12 protein-coding genes and 1 pseudogene are annotated in these 16,725 nt (G+C 64.4%); 11 read left to right on the top strand and 2 right to left on the bottom strand.

What is annotated here, in order from left to right; all coding sequences use genetic code 11:
• Nucleotides 1-19: 19 nt before the first annotated feature.
• Both WFP78_RS10200 and WFP78_RS10195 read right to left on the bottom strand, forming a co-directional pair.
• Nucleotides 20-277 (bottom strand): hypothetical protein, encoded by a 258-nt coding sequence (locus WFP78_RS10200; RefSeq protein ID WP_336961411.1) that lies wholly within the window; start codon nt 275-277, stop codon nt 20-22.
• Between the two features lie 27 nt (nt 278-304).
• A complete protein-coding gene (locus WFP78_RS10195; RefSeq protein WP_336961408.1) occupies nt 305-1,312 on the bottom strand; it encodes a YncE family protein in 1,008 nt (335 codons plus the stop codon).
• A 185-nt stretch (nt 1,313-1,497) separates the two neighbouring features.
• Here WFP78_RS10195 and WFP78_RS10190 point away from each other — a divergent pair, with 185 nt between their 5' ends.
• From WFP78_RS10190 to WFP78_RS10145, 11 genes and pseudogenes are all read left to right on the top strand, one after another.
• Nucleotides 1,498-2,175, top strand: coding sequence for a response regulator transcription factor (locus WFP78_RS10190; RefSeq protein WP_336961405.1), 678 nt, complete (start codon nt 1,498-1,500; stop codon nt 2,173-2,175).
• Entirely contained in the window at nt 2,168-3,493 is a 1,326-nt protein-coding gene (locus WFP78_RS10185; protein ID WP_336961403.1) for a sensor histidine kinase, read from the top strand. The genes WFP78_RS10190 and WFP78_RS10185 overlap by 8 nt, the downstream gene beginning before the upstream one ends.
• Nucleotides 3,490-4,824 carry a TolC family protein gene (locus WFP78_RS10180; RefSeq protein WP_336961400.1) on the top strand — a complete coding sequence of 445 codons (1,335 nt, stop codon included), beginning with the start codon at nt 3,490-3,492 and terminating at the stop codon, nt 4,822-4,824. Before WFP78_RS10185 ends, WFP78_RS10180 begins: the two co-directional genes overlap by 4 nt.
• Nucleotides 4,812-5,843, top strand: coding sequence for an efflux RND transporter periplasmic adaptor subunit (locus tag WFP78_RS10175; RefSeq protein ID WP_336961398.1), 1,032 nt, complete (start codon nt 4,812-4,814; stop codon nt 5,841-5,843). The genes WFP78_RS10180 and WFP78_RS10175 overlap by 13 nt, the downstream gene beginning before the upstream one ends.
• Nucleotides 5,840-8,896, top strand: coding sequence for an efflux RND transporter permease subunit (locus tag WFP78_RS10170; protein ID WP_336961396.1), 3,057 nt, complete (start codon nt 5,840-5,842; stop codon nt 8,894-8,896). The genes WFP78_RS10175 and WFP78_RS10170 overlap by 4 nt, the downstream gene beginning before the upstream one ends.
• Before the next feature lie 325 nt (nt 8,897-9,221).
• Nucleotides 9,222-9,815: an RNA polymerase sigma factor gene (locus WFP78_RS10165; RefSeq protein ID WP_336961393.1), complete on the top strand. Its 594-nt coding sequence runs from the start codon at nt 9,222-9,224 to the stop codon at nt 9,813-9,815.
• Nucleotides 9,757-9,939: pseudogene (locus WFP78_RS23410) on the top strand (FecR/PupR family sigma factor regulator); the annotation flags it as partial. The gene WFP78_RS10165 and the pseudogene WFP78_RS23410, both read left to right, overlap by 59 nt.
• A gap of 24 nt (nt 9,940-9,963) precedes the next feature.
• The gene (locus WFP78_RS10160) at nt 9,964-10,863 is read left to right on the top strand and encodes a FecR family protein (protein ID WP_336961389.1); all 900 of its coding nucleotides are present in this window, start codon (nt 9,964-9,966) and stop codon (nt 10,861-10,863) included.
• A 140-nt stretch (nt 10,864-11,003) separates the two neighbouring features.
• Nucleotides 11,004-13,979 (top strand): TonB-dependent receptor, encoded by a 2,976-nt coding sequence (locus WFP78_RS10155; protein ID WP_336961386.1) that lies wholly within the window; start codon nt 11,004-11,006, stop codon nt 13,977-13,979.
• Between the two features lie 128 nt (nt 13,980-14,107).
• The gene (locus WFP78_RS10150; RefSeq protein WP_336961383.1) at nt 14,108-15,355 is read left to right on the top strand and encodes a sialidase family protein; all 1,248 of its coding nucleotides are present in this window, start codon (nt 14,108-14,110) and stop codon (nt 15,353-15,355) included.
• Between the two features lie 139 nt (nt 15,356-15,494).
• Nucleotides 15,495-16,646 (top strand): alkaline phosphatase, encoded by a 1,152-nt coding sequence (locus tag WFP78_RS10145; protein ID WP_336961380.1) that lies wholly within the window; start codon nt 15,495-15,497, stop codon nt 16,644-16,646.
• Nucleotides 16,647-16,725: the final 79 nt, after the last annotated feature.

Genomic DNA, 16,725 nt, shown 5'->3' with positions numbered 1-16,725 from the left:
GGCACGTTTCGCATCCGGATCAGAATTTCAGCGTGATGTCGCCGGTGAAGGCACGGCCGGTCTGATAATGATATTGGTCGAAATTGGCGCTTGTCGCCTTGCCGATATCGGCGAACGGCGTCTTGCTGCTTGGGCCGATATTGGTCACCGGGCGCTCGTTGAACAGGTTGTTGACCTTCACGCGATCGTCACCGGCCCGATCGCGTACCGCCAGCGAGAAACGGGTCGGCCCGCACCTGTAGAGAATGCACCCGCCGCCGACATTGGGGTCATTCAATCATGAGCAAGAGCCGGTCGCGCGCGATCAGTTGGGGCTGACCGCCAGCACATGGAAAGTCCCCGGGAGCGCCACGGGGCGGTCGCCAGCTGTGGCGGCCGGGGAAAAGCGGGCGGTCGGCAGGTATACGCTGCCATCGCTCGGGTCGAGTGCGCCGGTGCGGGCGCCCGGCTCGGTCTTGACCGTTCCGATCACCCTGGCGCCGCCGGGCGCATCGAGCGCGATGACATCGAGCACGCCGTCCCTGCCGCAGGGAATGAACGCCAGCCGCCGCCGGGCATCGACAATCGCCGCGTCAGGGCCTCTCCCGATATCGAGCAGCGTGACGAGACGATGCGTCCCGGCATCGACCACCGCCGCCTTGCCGTTGGCGCAGGCGCCGATCAAGCGGTTGGTCTTAGCATCGAAGGCGAGCCCGGTCGGCCCTTCGCAGCCGGCCAGGGGGATGGCCGGACCGACCTTGCCCGTTGCCAGGTTCGCGGTCTCGATCTCATTGGCATCCTCATTGTTGACGAACAACGTGCCGCCACCCCCGAGCACGCCATATTCCAGCCCGGCCTTCAGCGGGATCGTGCGGACGATCCTGCGCGTGGCAATGTCGATGACGCTGACCGTCCCGCCCTTGGCGTTCATCACCACGGCATGACCGGTGGCAGGATCGTAGAAGGCGGCGTCAGGGTCGGCGCCGACCGCGATCCTGGCGACTTCCCGAGCGGCGCCGGTGTCGAACAGGCGGACGCTATTGTCGCGGCCGCTGGTCACCAACAACATGCCCCCGGGGATCGGCACCACGGCATGCGCCTTGGCGAACGTGCCGAAGGAGCGGACCGCATCGCCATTGGCCAGATCGATTTCGGTCACGACATCGCCATGCGCGACATAGAGCCGGCGGGTGGCCGGATCGACCCTGGCATAGTCCCAGCCGCCGTCGGGTCCGGCGATCTGGCGACCGGCGACATAGGTCGGAGCGGGAGCGGCGGCGACGGCCGTTGCGGCAAATAAGGCGAGCGCAAGACGCGTGGCAAGGATCGACATCGGGTCGGTTTCTCTGGCTGGGGAAGGTCGCGCGATCATGCCCGGCGGCATGCCATCTTGCGAGCGCCGAACGTCGCGATGTCGATTTGTTGGGAATATTTATAGAAGCGGTCCGATTGTGCCTGTTAACGAACATTGGGAAATCGAAAGCACATGTCCGCTGCTATTTCTCTATGAGTGCCGCCATGCATATCCTGCTCGCAGAAGATGACAGCGAAACGGCGGCCTTTATCGTGGAGGGGCTCGTCGGGCTCGGCGATACGGTCGTCCGTGCCGCCGACGGCACTGCTGCGCTGGAAGCCGCGATCGCCTGCCGTTTTGACGCGATCATCCTCGATCGGATGTTGCCGGGGCTGGAGGGGCTCGACGTGCTTCGTCGCCTGCGCGCTGCGGTGGTCCGTACCCCGGTTCTGGTGCTCACGGCACTGGGGGGCATCGCCGATCGCGTGGACGGGCTGGACGCGGGCGCCGACGATTATCTGGTCAAGCCGTTCGCGCTGGCGGAGCTGGCGGCGCGGCTGAACGCGCTGGCCCGCCGGCCGCCGCTGGCCGATATGACAACCAGGATCGAGGTGAGCGGCATCGTTCTCGACCTGTTGCGGCGCGAAGTGACGCGCGAGGGGCGGCCTGTTCACCTCCAGCCGCGTGAGCTGGCGCTGCTCGAACAATTGATGCGCCATGCCGGGCGGATCGTGACGCGCACGATGTTCCTGGAACTCGTCTGGGGATTTCATTTCGATCCGCAGACCAACATCGTCGAAAGCCATCTCAGCCGCCTGCGGACCAAATTGCGCGAAGGCTTCGCCGACGATCCGATCGAGACCGTGCGGGGTGCCGGCTATCGGATGCGCATCAATGGATAGGCTGCGTTCCAGTGCCGCCTATCGCATCGCCTTCACCTATTCGGCGGCGTGTGCGCTCGCGATCCTGTTGCTGGGCGTTGCCGTCTATTTCGCGGCGGACGCCGATTTCCGGCGCCAGCAGGATGCCGGCCTGGCCGAGGAAAGCCGGGGCCTGGTCCGCGAATTCGAGGAAGGCGGCATGGCCGATATCGCCAAGGCGATCGCCAAGCGCGAGCGCGGCGTCAGCGCCTATGGCTATGCGATATTCGATGGCGCAGGCCGGCGGGTGGCCGGGTCGCTGGAAACATCGCGGCCCGATGCCGGCTCCAGCGACATCATCTTCACCGATCCCATCGAAGGCCCCGATCCGGCGCAGGCGCTGGGGACCGACCTGCCCGGCGGATACCGGCTGGTTGTCGCGCGCGATACCGAGGAACTGGAGGGGATCGACCGCACGATCCTGATCCTGTTCGGCGGCGCATTCCTGTTCGTGCTGGCGCTGGGCCTGGTCGGCGCGCTGATCCTGGGCGGCTATTTGCGCCGCCGGTTGAGCGGCATCAGCGACGCCGCCCGCGCGATCATCGCCGGGGAGCTGGACAGACGCGTCCCGCTCGGCCCGCACCATGACGAATTCGACCAGGCCGGGCGCGCGCTCAACACGATGCTCGATCGGATCAACCAGCTGATGGACAATCTCCGTCAGGTGTCGAGCGACGTCGCGCACGACCTGCGCACGCCGTTGCTGCGCCTGCGCAACCAGTTGGAACAGGTCGGGTCGGTGGACGGCGCCGCGGCAAAGGCGATCGAACAGGGCGACGCGGTGCTGGCGCTGTTCGCCGCGATCCTGCGCATCGCCGAGGTGGAGAGCGGTGCATTGTCGCGCACGTTCGCCGCGATCGACCTGTCGGCACTGGCGACCGATCTTGGCGAGAGCTATCAGCCCGCCTTTGCCGATGGCGGCCGTGAACTGGACTGGTCGATCAAGGATGGCATCATGGTCTGCGGGGATCGCGAACTGATCGCGCAGGCGCTGATCAACCTGCTGGACAATGCGCGAATCCATACGCCGCCGGGCACCAGGGTGCGGGTGGCGCTGGAGGCGGGCGACGACTGGGCGCAGCTGTCGGTCGCCGATGACGGGCCCGGCGTCCCGGCCGGCGACCATGACCGCATCCTGCAGCGGTTCGCGCGGGGCGAGGCCAGCCGGACGACGCCCGGCAATGGCCTGGGGCTCAGCCTTGTCGTGGCGGTGGCAGCCGCGCATGGCGGCAATGTCGCTGTCGGCGCCAACGCGCCCGGCTTGCGCGTTACGATCATCATGCCCAGGGCTTGGTCGTGAAGCGCCTTGCCCTGCCGCTCTGCCTCGGGCTCGCCGCATGCGCGACCTATGCGCCGGCGCCGCTCGACCGGGCGAACCCGCTGACAACCAATGACATCGCCACCATCGCGCGCGATGCCGCCGCGATTGACCGGCCCTATCTGAAACCGGTCGCCATCGACCTTTCCCGGCCGCTCGATGGCAATGCCGTGGCAACGATCGCGGTGATCGCCAATCCCGACCTGAAAGCGGCCCGGATTCGCGCCGGCATCGGCGATGCGCAAATATTTGCCGCCCGGTTGCTGCCCGACCCGACATTCAGCCTGGGGGCGAGCAAGGTATTGTCCGGCCCGGACCCTTTTGTCGATCTGGTCGGCGCGCTCGGTTTCGATCTGGCGACGCTGCGGACGCGCGGGGTCCAGCTGGCACAGGCGACGGCGCAACAGCGGCAGGTGCGGCTCGATCTCGCCTGGAGCGAATGGCAGACAGCAGGTCAGGCTCGGCTGCAGGCCGTCCGAATCCTGGCGCTCCAGCAGGCGAAGGCGCTCGCCGATGCGACCCGCCTCGGCGCGCGGTCGATCCTGGCGCGGACCCAAAGCGCCGCCGGGCGCGGCGACCTTGCCGCCGATCAGGTTCAGGCGGCACGCATGGCTGCGGCCGATGCCGAGGACAAGGCGCGTGTCGCCGAGCGCGACCTTGCCGCCGCCCGGGTCGAACTCACACGGTTGTTGGGATTGAGTCCATCGACCCCATTGGCTTTGACCGCCGAACCACAGATCGACATCATGCTGAATCCCGATCATCTGATAGCAACAGCACGCACCGGCCGCACCGACCTGCAGGCGCTGGAAGCCGGTTATGCCGCGCAGGAAGCCGCCGTCCACAAGGCGATCCTCGATCAGTTTCCGGCGCTGGCGCTGACCGTGGCGGCCAATCGCGACACTGCCAATAACCTCATCGTCGGTCCTGCCGTCGATTTCACGCTGCCGCTATGGAACCGCAATCGCGGCGTCATCGCGGTCGAAAAGGCGTCCCGCGCCGCGTTGAAAGCGGAATATGATGCGCGCCTGTTCCAGACACGGGCGGACATCGCCGCCGCCGTTTCCGGCATCCTGACCGCGCGGCATCAGCGCGATGCCCTGCGCCACGACCTCCCCGCGGCGATGGACTATGCCCGGACGGTCAGGCGCGCGGCCGATCGCGGCGACCTGTCAAAGGCCACTGCCGAAAGTGCCGAACAGGCGCTGCGCGACAAGCAAACCCAACTGACCCAAAGCGAACAGGATATTGCCGAACAGATGATCGCGCTCGAATTGCTGACTGGCACGCCAAGGGAGGCATGGCCGCAATGACCCGGTGGTGGATAGGCGCACTGGCCCTGCTGGCCACCGGTTGTTCGGGCGCGGGCGACGAGGCGGACAGCGGCGTGGCCCCGGTCGCGCTGGTCGGCCTGGCGCGGGTCGAGCGCGGCGCGATGACGCGGCAGGCCATCGCTTATGGTGCAGCAGAGGCCGGCCCCGGCGGCAGGCTCTCGCTTGTCGCCCCCGCCGAGGCGATCCTTGTCGCCATCGACGCTCCGGTCGGGACGCGCGTTACCGCAGGACAGGTGGTCGCCCGCCTCTCCCCCTCGCCGACGACGCGTGTCGATCTTGCCAGGGCGGCAAGCGATGCCCAGGCCGCCGACGCGGCGCTCGCCCGCGTCGTACGATTGCGCGCCGACGGGCTGGTCAGCGATGCCGAGGTCGAGACGGCGAGAGCGGCGGCGCGGACAGCGGATGCGACCCGGGCCGGGATGGCGCGCCGCGCTCAATCGCTCACGCTTCGGGCCCCGGTCTCCGGGATCGTCGACAGCATGGCTCCGGCGGTGGGAGACATGGTCCAGCCGGGCGCGGTCATCGCCACCCTGACCCGGCATGCCGATGTGCGTGGCCGGTTCGGGCTCGATCCCGCCATTGCGGCAGCGCTGAGACCGGGGGCAGCACTGCATGTCGATCCGGGTGGCGGTCGTCCGCCATTCGATGCGACGGTCCAGTCGATCAGCCCCGATGTCGATCCCCAGACTCGCCTGGCGACACTTTTCGCAGCGATCCCTGCCACGGCCGGCATCGACGCGGGCCAGACGCTGAGCGCGACGGTGGACATGGGCTCCGGCGGCGCGGCGCTGACATTGCCCTATGCCGCGCTGCTCGACGATGGTGGTCAGGCCTATGTCTTCGTGGTGTCGGGCGGTGTCGCCCATCGCCATGATGTGGCCGTGGGCGCGACGACCGGCAATCATGTCGCGATCCTGAAGGGGGTCGACGCCGGGGACATGGTCGTCACCGATGGCGGCACGGCGGTCGAAGACGGCATGAAGGTGCGCACAAGATGATGCGCGGCCTCGCCGGCCATGCGCGGGCATTGTATCTTGCGGCGCTGCTGCTGACGCTGGGCGGGCTCGTTGCGGCCCTGCGCATGCCGGTCAGCCTGTTTCCCCATATCGATTATCCGCGCGTCGTCGTCGCGATCGACGCCGGCGATCGCGATGCGCGCCAAATGGCGGCCCAGATCACCCGGCCGATGGAGATCGCGCTACGCGCCGTGCCCGGCGTCACCCGCGTCCGTTCGACCACCAGCCGCGGGTCGGCCGAGGTTGCGCTCGATTTCCCCTGGGGGCAGGACATGGTCGCCGCGACGCTGGCGACGCAGGGCGCGCTGGCGACGCTGTTGCCCGACCTGCCGCCGGGCACGCGCTTCGATGTGCGCCGGTCGGACCCGACGATCTTCCCGGTGCTGGGCCTTGCCCTGACCTCGCCATCGCTCGATCAACAGGCGCTGCGCAACCTTGCGGCGTTGAAGCTGCGCCCTGCGCTGACCGCCGTCACGGGCGTCGCCGGTGTCGATATCCTGGGCGGCGCGGCGCGCGAGTTCGCGGTCGATGTCGATCCCGCCCGGGCGCAGGCGCTGGGCCTCGGCCTGGCCGACATCGCCACCGCGATCGGCAAGAGCAACGATGTTCGGGGGGTGGGGCGACTGGAGGATCGCCACCGCCTGTATCTCGTCCTTGCCGAAAGCCGCGTGGCAACGATCGGCGACCTGGCCGCGTTGCCGATCAAATCGGGGCAGAGCGCCGCAGCCGGCCTGGTCACGCTCGGCCAGATCGCGACGACCGCCCCGGCGCCGGAACCCGGCTTCACGCGCGTGACCGCCAATGGCCGCGACGCGGTGCTCGTCAATATCCGCCAGACGCCCGATGGCGACAGTGTCCGCATCGTCGCCGATGTCGATGCCCGGCTGAAGCGCCTCGACCTGCCGCCCAGCGTGACGGTGACGCCCTTCTACGACCAGTCGGAACTGGTCACTGGCGCGGCGAATGCGGTGCGCGACGCAATCGTGCTCGGCGCATTGCTGGCCGGGATCGTGCTGTTCGTCTTTCTGCGGTCGGGCCGGCTGATGCTGGTCACCGGGCTGATGCTTCCTGCCGTGCTGGCCGGCACGTGCCTGATCCTGTTCGCGCTGGGCATGAGCTTCAACATGATGACGCTGGGCGGCATGGCCGCGGCGGTCGGGCTGGTGGTGGACGACGCGGTGGTGATGCTGGAACACATCATGCGCCGGTTGCAGGAAGGGACGGCGAAAGGCGTCGCCGGCGTGCTGGGCGCCGCGCGCGAGATGGCGACGCCGTTGCTGGGCGCGACCTGCGCGACGATCATCGTATTCCTGCCGCTGGCCTTCGTCGGCGGGATCACTGGCGGCTTCTTCAAGGCGCTGGCGCTGACGATGGTCGCGGCGCTTGGCCTGTCGCTGCTCTATACGCGCTTCGTCATCCCGCTCGTGTCGGCGCACTGGCTGCGCGAAAAGGATGCCGAGGCGGCGGAGCGTGCCGACGGATTCATGGCGCGACTGGACGGCGGCTACAAGCGCGTGGCCGATCGCGCCTTTGCCCGCCCCGCCCTGTTCGCCGTGATCCTCGCGGCCGGCATGACGATCGCCGGCGGTCTGGCGTGGAGCCACCTCCCCTCGGGCTTCATGCCGCAGATGGACGAGGGTGGGTTCATCCTCGACTATAAGGCGCAATCGGGCGCCGCGATCAGCGATACCGACCGGCTGCTTCGCCAGGTCGAGGCCATCATCGCGGCCACCCCGGAGGTAGCGAGTTATTCGCGCCGCACCGGGCTTCAACTGGGCGGCGGCCTGACCGAGGCCGATGAAGGCGATTATTTCATCCGGCTGAAGGGCGGTTCGCGGCGCGATATCGCGGCGGTGATGAGCGACATTCGCGCACAGGTGCAGGCCAGGGTGCCGGGCCTGGAGATCGAAACCGCGCAGTTGATGGAAGATCTGATCGGCGACCTGACCGCCGTGCCGCAGCCGATCGAGGTCAAGCTGTTCGGGGACGATCCGGCAGCGCTCGAGGACGGGGCGAAACGCGTCGGCGACGCGATCGGCAGGATCGATGGCGTGGTCGAAGTGGTCGATGGCCTTCGCGTCGCCGGGGACGCGATCAGCATCACGATCGATGCCGCCCGGGCGCGCCAACAGGGGCTCGACCCGGATGCGATCGCAACCCAGCTCGACGCATTGATCGGCGGGGCCGCCGCGACGCAGTTGCGGGTCGACGAGCAACTCGTCACCGTCCGCGTCCGCGCACCACGGGCATTGCGGTCTCGCGCGGATGCGATCGCCGCGCTCGTTCTCACGGCGCCCGATGGCCATGCGGTGCGCGTCGGCCAGGTCGCGACCGTGTCGATCGCGGCCGGGCAGAAGCAACTGACGCGCGAGGATCTGGCGCCCTTTATCGGCGTGACCGCCCGGCTCGAAGGCCGCGACCTGGGCTCGGCGATGCGCGAGATTCGCCGGACGGTCACGGGACTCAACCTGCCATCGTCGATCCGCGTCGATTATGGCGGCCTTTACGCCCAGCAGCAGCAGAGCTTCGCCGACCTCAGCATGGTGTTCACCGCCGCGCTGTTGTTGACGGCGCTTCTCCTCACCTTTCTGTTCGAACGGATCGGTTGGACGCTGGCTGCACTCGCGACGATCCTGCTATCCGCCTCTGCCGTGTTGATCGGTCTGTGGATCACCGGGATCGAGCTGGACATCTCCGCGTTGATGGGCCTCACCATGGTGGTCGGCATGGTCACCGAACTGGTGATCTTCTTCCTGGCGGAGATAGACGCGACCAGGCCGGTCGACCTGGCGACGCTTCGCGAGGCCGGCGCGAAACGGTTGCGCCCCATCCTGATGTCGGCGCTGATCGCGATCCTGACGCTCAGTCCCCTTGCGCTGGGCCTCAGCCGCGGGGCCGGATTGCAACAGCCACTCGCGACGGCGATCATCTTCGGGCTGATGGCGGCAGTGCCGCTGGTCCTGTTGTTCCTGCCCGCCGCGATGACCATTTTATCAAGGCTGGAACGCAACCAACCGGGCGCCATGCCGAAATAGCAGCGTGTTACCAAGCGTTTGGCCCGGTCTCGCGAAAGCGACAGCCCGCGCGGCGACGTGAGGCGGTCCAGCCCCTCGCATTGTGCCAAAGGCCGGGGACGCTGGCTGTCCGGTCGGCTCGACCATCTGGCCGAGGCAGGAGTGGAGTTCAGGGGACGAAGGGAACGTCGGCAGCCATGATCGAGGCGGCGCCGGGCAACGCCACAATGCGGGTCTGCGCCCCATAGTCATCAGTATGTCACAAGGGGCGTCTTTGGGAGGTCCATCTGCACCCTTGCCGACTCGGCTGGCGACAATTCAACGGATCACGAACGGCTGGCATCGAATGGGTGATGAGCAGGATATCATTTCGGCCTGGATCGGCAGGGAAATCCTGCCGCACGAAAGCGCCGTCCGCACCTGGCTTTCGCGCCGCTGGCGGAATATCGTAGATCCCAACGACGTGATCCAGGAAGCCTATTGCCGCATCGCCAGCATGGCCTCCGTCGATCATATCCGTAATCCCGCAGCCTATTTCCACCGAACCGCCCAAATCGTGGCGACGGACATCATGCGCCGTTCCGGTATAATTAATTTCACTTCCATGACCGAAAACGAATGGTCGAACGTCATAGATCATGATCCTTTGGCGGATCGGGCGATGGAAGCACATCAGGAACTCAGGCGCGTGAACGGGTTGCTCGCCGAATTGTCCGATACATGTCGCCAAGCGATTGAATTAAGACGGATTGAAGGTGTGTCACAAAGAGAGGCTGCCCAGCGCCTGGGCGTGAGCGAGGATGTCATACGGAATCACCTTGTGCGCGGCGTGCAAAAGGTCCTGAAAGTCATGGCGGCTCAGGACGCGCATCTGAGCGGCGATGAGCAAGAGACCGTCGAGCAGGAGGAGGAAGCGGTTGGCACCCCCCGGTCCCTCTAACAGCATCGACGATCAGGCCGCCTATTGGGCGGTGGAGGCGGCCTATAGCGAGATGTCGCCCGAAAGCCGCGCCGCACTGGATTCATGGCTGGCGGTGGACCCGCGCCATCGCGGGGCCTTTGCGCGGGTTCGTGCAGCCCTGCATGTGATGGAAGACGCGGTGATCGAGGCCCATTCGGCCCCGGCATCTTCGATGCCTGCCCCCTCAGTGCCTGCCCCTTCAATGCCCGTCGCTTCAACGTCCCTTTCCGACAACGACAATGATATTGCGGACGGGCATGCCGCGACCGCGCCGAATCCGTTGCGGAAAGGCTTTTTCCGGTGGGGCGGAAGAACTGTTGCGGGCGGTGCTGCGCTGGCCGCGTGCGTGGCGGCACTGGTGCTGGTTGGCGTGCCTGTTCTGGCGCCGTTCAGGCCGGCCGAGCGTGCCGCGACCGAGGAGGTCGTGACGCTCAAGGACGGCTCGATCGCGACCCTCCGCCACGAGGCAAAGATAGAAGTCATGTTGTCCGGCGACTTCCGCAGGATCACGCTGTTGAACGGCGAAGCCACGTTCAAGGTCGCAAAGGACAAGGCGCGGCCCTTCGTGGTGCGGTCCGGCAATGTCTATGCGCAGGCGACCGGGACCGTCTATTCCGTCAGCCGGGTCGGCTTGACCGGTGGGACCGTGAAGGTGACGGAAGGAAGCGTGCTGGTCTGGTCGCGCGACGAGCGCGATCAAGCGGTTCTGCTGCATGCGGGCGACGCCGTGACGCTCGATCTGGGGCCGATACAACCGCCCGCCTCCAAGGCGATGGCCTCGCCACCCCTGCCGCCACCCGAACTGGCGCAAATCTCGCTCGACAACGTGCCGATCAAGTCGGCCGTGGTCCGTTTCAATCGCGTCAACAGCACGAAGATCATGATTGCCGATCCGGCGATCGGAGACACCAGGATCGTCGGCCTGTTTGGCGCCAATGACGTTGAGCAGTTCGCACAAGCGGCCGCCATCTTGTCAGGCGGGAAGATCGAGCATGAGAAAGGAAGAATCGTAATAAAACAGAAATAAAAACGCCCAAAAAGATTAATTTATCCGGTTTGACCGAAATAAGGATCTCCCCCGTCAATAGGTTTGAGAGCATCAAACAGAGGGCAATCCTAATGAATTCTTTCTTCTTTCGGTCGGCTTCTTCGATGGCGGCAGTGGCCGTGGCGATCGTCCTTCCCGTGGCGGCACAGGCGCAGACCCGCAGTTTCAATATCCCCGCACAATCCGCATCGAGCGGTGTTCGCGAGTTTGCGCGGCAGGCTGGGATTCGGGTCATCGTGGCGGGCCGCGACACCGACGGGCACAAGACCAACGCCGTTCAGGGAAACCTCGACATGCGTGACGCGCTTGACCGGCTTCTTGCCGAAACGGGCCTCACCGTTCGATCCTTCGATGGGGGAGTCGCCATTCTAGGCGGCGCATCCGAACAGAGATCGGATATGGGGGAAGCGGCGTCCGATATCCAGGTCACCGGAACGCGCATCATCCGCAACGGCTACGACGCCCCCTCGCCGACGACCGTGTTGAGCGAAGAGGAAATCCTCCGGAGAGCCCCCGAGAACATCGCCGACTTTGTCACCTTGTTGCCGGCCGTTACGCCCGGCAATTCCCCTGCGCAAAACACGGGAACCACCGCTTCAGGCGCTGCCGGTGTCAATTCGCTGGATCTTCGCAACCTCGGCACCAACCGCACCCTGGTTCTGCTCGAGGGTCGGCGCCTGCCCGCCGCGACCATCAACGGCTCCATCGTCGACATCAACGTCATTCCCAATGCGTTCATCAAGCGCGTGGACGTCGTGACCGGCGGCGCCTCTGCCGCATGGGGGTCGGATGCCGATGCCGGCGTCGTGAACTTCGTGCTCGACAAGGAATTTACCGGCGTCAAGGGCAGGATGCAGGGAGGGGTCACCACCTATGGCGACCGGAAGAATTACACTGTGTCGCTCGGCGCCGGCGCCAAGTTCGCCGATGGTCGCGGTCATATCCTGTTGAGCGTCGAACATTCGCAGATCGATGGTATCGATGGCCTGCCCCGCTCCTGGTATACCGGATATCGGACATTCGCCAATCCGGACTGGACAGCAACCAATGGCAAGCCTCGATATCTTTCACTGGAGCATGTCGGTTACAGCGCGATAGCGCCGGGCGGTATCGTGACATCCGGACCGCTCCGTGGCGTGTATTTTGGACAAAACGGCACTCCAGGACAGCTTGATTTTGGATCGCTGCTCACGTCGTCAACCTTCGTTGGCGGGGACTGGAAATATACCGACTGGTCAAGCAATACCCAATCCTTCCTGAATGCAAACTCCCGCCAAAGCGCCTTTGCGCGCGCCAGCTTCGACCTGACGGATAATATTCAGCTATTCAGCCAGTTTATCTTTACACGTTCGCATGTGACCTCGGTTGCTGCGCCCACCATCACGACCAGCACCATTCGCCGCGATAATGCTTTCCTGCCCGCCAGCATCGGCGAACGCATGGATGCACTTGGACTCACCACGCTCAACATAGGGTCCTCGAACGCGGATTTCGGTGACAAGCGGTATGAAAGCAATCATTCGCTCTACCAATATCTTGTCGGTGCCAATGGATCGCTCGGCCTGTTCGGGAAAGGATTCACCTGGGAAGTTTCGGCATATCGCAGCATCAGCAAGATCGGCCAGGACTTCATGGTGCCTAAAAGCGCGGAATTTGCAAATGCGGTGGACGCCGTCCGCGGGCCAAACGGCGCGATAATCTGCCGCTCGACACTCACGGACCCCGGCGATGGTTGCGTACCGTATAATCGGATGGGCACGGGCGTGAACAATCAGGCAGCGATCGACTATCTGATGGGCACCGACTGGGTGCGCCAGACGATCCGCCAGGATGGCGTTGCGGGCACCCTGCGCGGAGAGCCGTTTTCAACATGGGCCGGCCCGGTATCCATCGCCACCGGCGTCGAATATCGCCGTGAGAAGGCCTATGGCACCGCGCATCCGCTCGGACTGGTCAATGGCTTCGCCAATGGAAACTACAAGCCGATCGAAGGCTCCATGGATGTGACCGAGGGATTTCTGGAGGTCGTCGTCCCGCTCATCAAGGATACCGTCTTCAAGTCGTTCGACTTTAACGGCGCCGTTCGCGGTACGGACTATAGTTCGTCCGGTTTCGTTACGACATGGAAAGCCGGGGTGACATTTGAGCCGATAGAGGATGTGAAGCTTCGATTCACACGATCGAGGGATATTCGCGCCGGCAACCTGTCTGAACTCTTCGCTGCCGGCTCCACGGGATCGTCCGCCATTTCCGATCCGTTCCTCGATGGCGAAGTATATACGACACAGCTGATCACAACAGGAAATCCGACGATCCGGCCCGAGAAGGCCAATACGATCACCTTCGGCGCGGTCCTCACGCCCCGTTTCATCCCGGGATTGTCCTTGTCCGCAGACTATTGGGACGTCAAAATCCGCGACGCGATTACTACGGTATCCGGCAGTTCGACGGTCGATCAATGTTTCAGGGGTATCCAGGATCTATGTGACAATATCGAGCGGGGCGAGAATGGCAAAATCCGGTATGTCTACACCCGCCCCGTCAATCTCGATCTTTTCTGGGCACGGGGTATCGACTTCGAGGCGAGCTATCGACTTCACTTGTCGGATATCGCGCCATCGCTTGGTTCAGGCACGCTTTCGTTCAGGGGACTCTTCACACTCAATCTGAAGAACGGCAGCGAAAGCGGATTGACCGGTGTCTTCGATTCCGCCTTGAGGGAGGGAGGCGCTCCGAAATACCGGTATCTTGCCGATCTTGCCTATAGAAACGGGTCGTTCAACGTGTCGCTGACCGGTCGCGGGATAAGTTCCGGCGTTAAAGACGCCACTTATATCGAATGCAGCACAAGCTGCCCGGGCGGAAACAATACCATCAACAATAATCATGTAGAGGGTGCATTTTGGCTTGATGCATCTGCGAGCCATGAAATCATAAAAGGCATCGAAGGCTTCTTTGTGGTCACGAACATCGCCAATCGCTCTCCCATAGCGGCGGCGGATGGTCCCGGATTCAGCACCGCGCAATTCGGATATAATCGTGCCTATTCCGACCTGGGTCGCGCCTTCAGGGCGGGCGTTCGTTTCAAACTCTAGATAACAGGCGAGAGTGGACGCGATTTCCGGGATTTATTCGGATGAAGCGCGTCCACTCTCGACCATCATGCTCCCGCCGAACATTCCTCCCTTGTGCTCATCCGTCGCTGATGGACCGGAGATTACCAATGAAGCGTAGAGAATTTGTGGCTGCCCTTATGCTGTCCTCGATCATGCCCCTCCATGCGGCGACCGCGCAGCAGCAGGTAAAGCCGGAGGTCGTGGAAACGCCGTTCAGGCAGCGATGGCCCGAAGCCCCTTATGCCCGCAACATCTGGACAATGAAGGTTTTCGAGGACCGGCTCTATCTCGGCACAGGGAATAGTTCGAACTTCGGCCCCTCCTCCAATGCAGGCCCCATTCCGGTCGTTTCCTATGACGGCGACAAGTTCACGGAAGAATATACTGTCAACGAGGAGCAGATCGCCCGTTTCTATCAAGCGGGCAATGTCCTGTTCGTTCCAGGGCATGACAGCCGCGACGACTGGTCATATGGCAACCTCTATCGCCGCGTCGACGGGCGCTGGAGCAAGCTGCGGAATATTCCCCACGGCATCCATGTCTACGACATTCGGCAATATGGCGGCCGCCTGATCGCGGCCGGCGGCGCCTATGACCAGCCCATTTCCGCCTGGATATCCGACGACAATGCCGAGACATGGAAGCCCGCCGCGCTCCTGCCCAATCCTGCACTGGCCGAAACGGTCACCCCTGCCGGCAGAATCGCGCGGGTCCTTGGCCAGCAGAGCCAGGTCGTCGGCAGATTCTGGACGCTGTTCGAGATCGGCGACACGCTCTACGCCAGCACGACCGCGCCGCTGGGGCGCACGCAAGACGATGCCCATCCCCGGATGGCGACGCTCTTCCGCTTCGACTCCGCACGCAATGGCTTTCAGCCTCTTGCCTTTGGCCACATGACCGCGCTGTTTCCCGGAGCGTCGGCCAATGGCGACCAGACCGGACTGGTCGAGCGTTGGGTCAAGCTCGGCAAGGAAACGATCTACATCGGCGGCTGGCAGCATAACGATCATCAATGGATTCCGAACGGCCTCTATGCGGCGACATCGCCCGAGAAAGCCCGTCGACTTCCTTTGTCGCCGGCCGAGCAGCCCTGGGACATCCTCGTCAAGGATGGCCGCCTTTACTGCCTCTCGGCCCGAGAGGAAGGGCCCGACCAGTTTCGCATCTCCGTCACGCGCTTCGACCGCACCCTCAAAAACGGAAAAGTGCTGCTGACGTTCGCCGCTCCCACCTTCGCAAGGTCGTTTGCGGTGTATCAGGGGCGCTTCTATTTCGGCCTGGGCTCGGAGACCGGTATCGGCGCCTCGCTTTCCGAGGCAACCGGCACGCTCCTGCGCACGCCTTTCATCCCATGAAGCGACTGCGGCTTGGCAGAGTTCGCACTCGGCCAAGCCCAGCTGCCCTACCCGCGCCTGAAACAACGGGGCGCTAAGATCGGAAACGCCAACTGCTCCAAGGGGATCAATTGGGCTTTTCCTCCAGAGGAGAATATGAATGGCTGATTTTCAACGCAGTTTCCTCCGGCGCCCTGCCAGAGTTTCCAAAGGCAGGCGATCCGCTGCAGCCCTTGCGCTGTCGACGGTGCTGCTTTGCGCAGGCGCCCCGGCCGAGGCGCGACCGGCCCGCAATGTGATCCTGTTCCTCGGCGATGCAGGCGGCCTGCCGACGTTGAGCGCCGCCGGCATCTATGCGCATGATCGCCCGCAGTCGCTGTTCATCCAGTCCATGCCGCATATCGGGCTGTCGGACACATCGGCGCTCAACCGCTGGGTCACCGATTCTGCGGCGGGAATGACGGCGATCGTTACCGGCCACAAGACAAACAGCGGCATGAACTCCGTCCTGCCCTCCGCCGACGGGACGACCGTCACCCCCGTGAAGACGATCCTGGAATATGCCGAGCAGCGCGGCCTTTCCACAGGGGTCATCACCAACATGCCGATCTGGGACGCGACGCCCGCCGCTTGCTATGCGCATGTCGCGAAGCGCACCGACAAGGACGAGATCTTCCGGCAGATGCTGGCCCCCCGCTATGGGAACGGCGTCGATATCCTGATCGGCAAGGACCGCGATGCAGCCGAAGCGGCGTTCGCAAAGGCTGGAACGACCGCCGCCCAGGCTTTCGCCGGCGCCGGCTATGTTTTCAGCGATGATCCATCGGTGCTGACGTCGCAAACGCGGCGGGCGGCGATCATCCGCAACGAAGACTTTGCCGCCATCCCCACCGTGGAAGCGGCCATCTCCAGCCTCAGCCGCAACAGGAAAGGCTATTTCCTGATGGTCGAGTGGGACATGCATACGAACAAGCTCCAGGACGGGCTTCGGCATGTCATCGAGATGGACGATCTGATCCGCAAGGTCAGCGCCATCGCCGGCAAGGATACGCTGATCCTGTTTGTCGCCGACCATTCCTATAACCTCAAATTGCTTTCGGGCACGCGCGACCAGCCATTGGCCGAGCAGATATCGGCGCGTCAGGCGACTTCAGGGGCTGAGGTGATTGCCGCCGACACAAAGGGCGCCCATGCAGGGGAAGAGGTCGTCGCAGCCGCAACGGGCCCCGGGGCGGAGCGCGTGAAAGGGTTCTTCCCGAACACATGGTTGTTCAACGTCATGATGGCGGCCTTTGGATGGAAAGCCGACTGACAGGTGGACCGTGCCGGAGACTCCAACGCCTGGGCGGGTGGAGCCTGTGTGAGCAAGACGACGAACATGTCTGTGCTGG

Origin of the sequence: Sphingobium aquiterrae, from assembly GCF_037154135.1 — a bacterium.
Classification (GTDB): domain Bacteria; phylum Pseudomonadota; class Alphaproteobacteria; order Sphingomonadales; family Sphingomonadaceae; genus Sphingobium; species Sphingobium aquiterrae.
This window is presented reverse-complemented; position numbering and strand designations above follow the sequence as displayed.

Bases quoted from the DNA above. Each gene is read 5' to 3' on its own strand.
- WFP78_RS10195 (WP_336961408.1), bottom strand. From the start codon at position 1,312: ATGTCGATCCTTGCCACGCGTCTTGCGCTCGCCTTATTTGCCGCAACG.
- WFP78_RS10190 (WP_336961405.1), top strand. From the start codon at position 1,498: ATGCATATCCTGCTCGCAGAAGATGACAGCGAAACGGCGGCCTTTATC.
- WFP78_RS10185 (WP_336961403.1), top strand. From the start codon at position 2,168: ATGGATAGGCTGCGTTCCAGTGCCGCCTATCGCATCGCCTTCACCTAT.
- WFP78_RS10175 (WP_336961398.1), top strand. From the start codon at position 4,812: ATGGCCGCAATGACCCGGTGGTGGATAGGCGCACTGGCCCTGCTGGCC.
- WFP78_RS10170 (WP_336961396.1), top strand. From the start codon at position 5,840: ATGATGCGCGGCCTCGCCGGCCATGCGCGGGCATTGTATCTTGCGGCG.
- WFP78_RS10165 (WP_336961393.1), top strand. From the start codon at position 9,222: ATGGGTGATGAGCAGGATATCATTTCGGCCTGGATCGGCAGGGAAATC.
- WFP78_RS10160 (WP_336961389.1), top strand. From the start codon at position 9,964: ATGGAAGACGCGGTGATCGAGGCCCATTCGGCCCCGGCATCTTCGATG.
- WFP78_RS10150 (WP_336961383.1), top strand. From the start codon at position 14,108: ATGAAGCGTAGAGAATTTGTGGCTGCCCTTATGCTGTCCTCGATCATG.
- WFP78_RS10145 (WP_336961380.1), top strand. From the start codon at position 15,495: ATGGCTGATTTTCAACGCAGTTTCCTCCGGCGCCCTGCCAGAGTTTCC.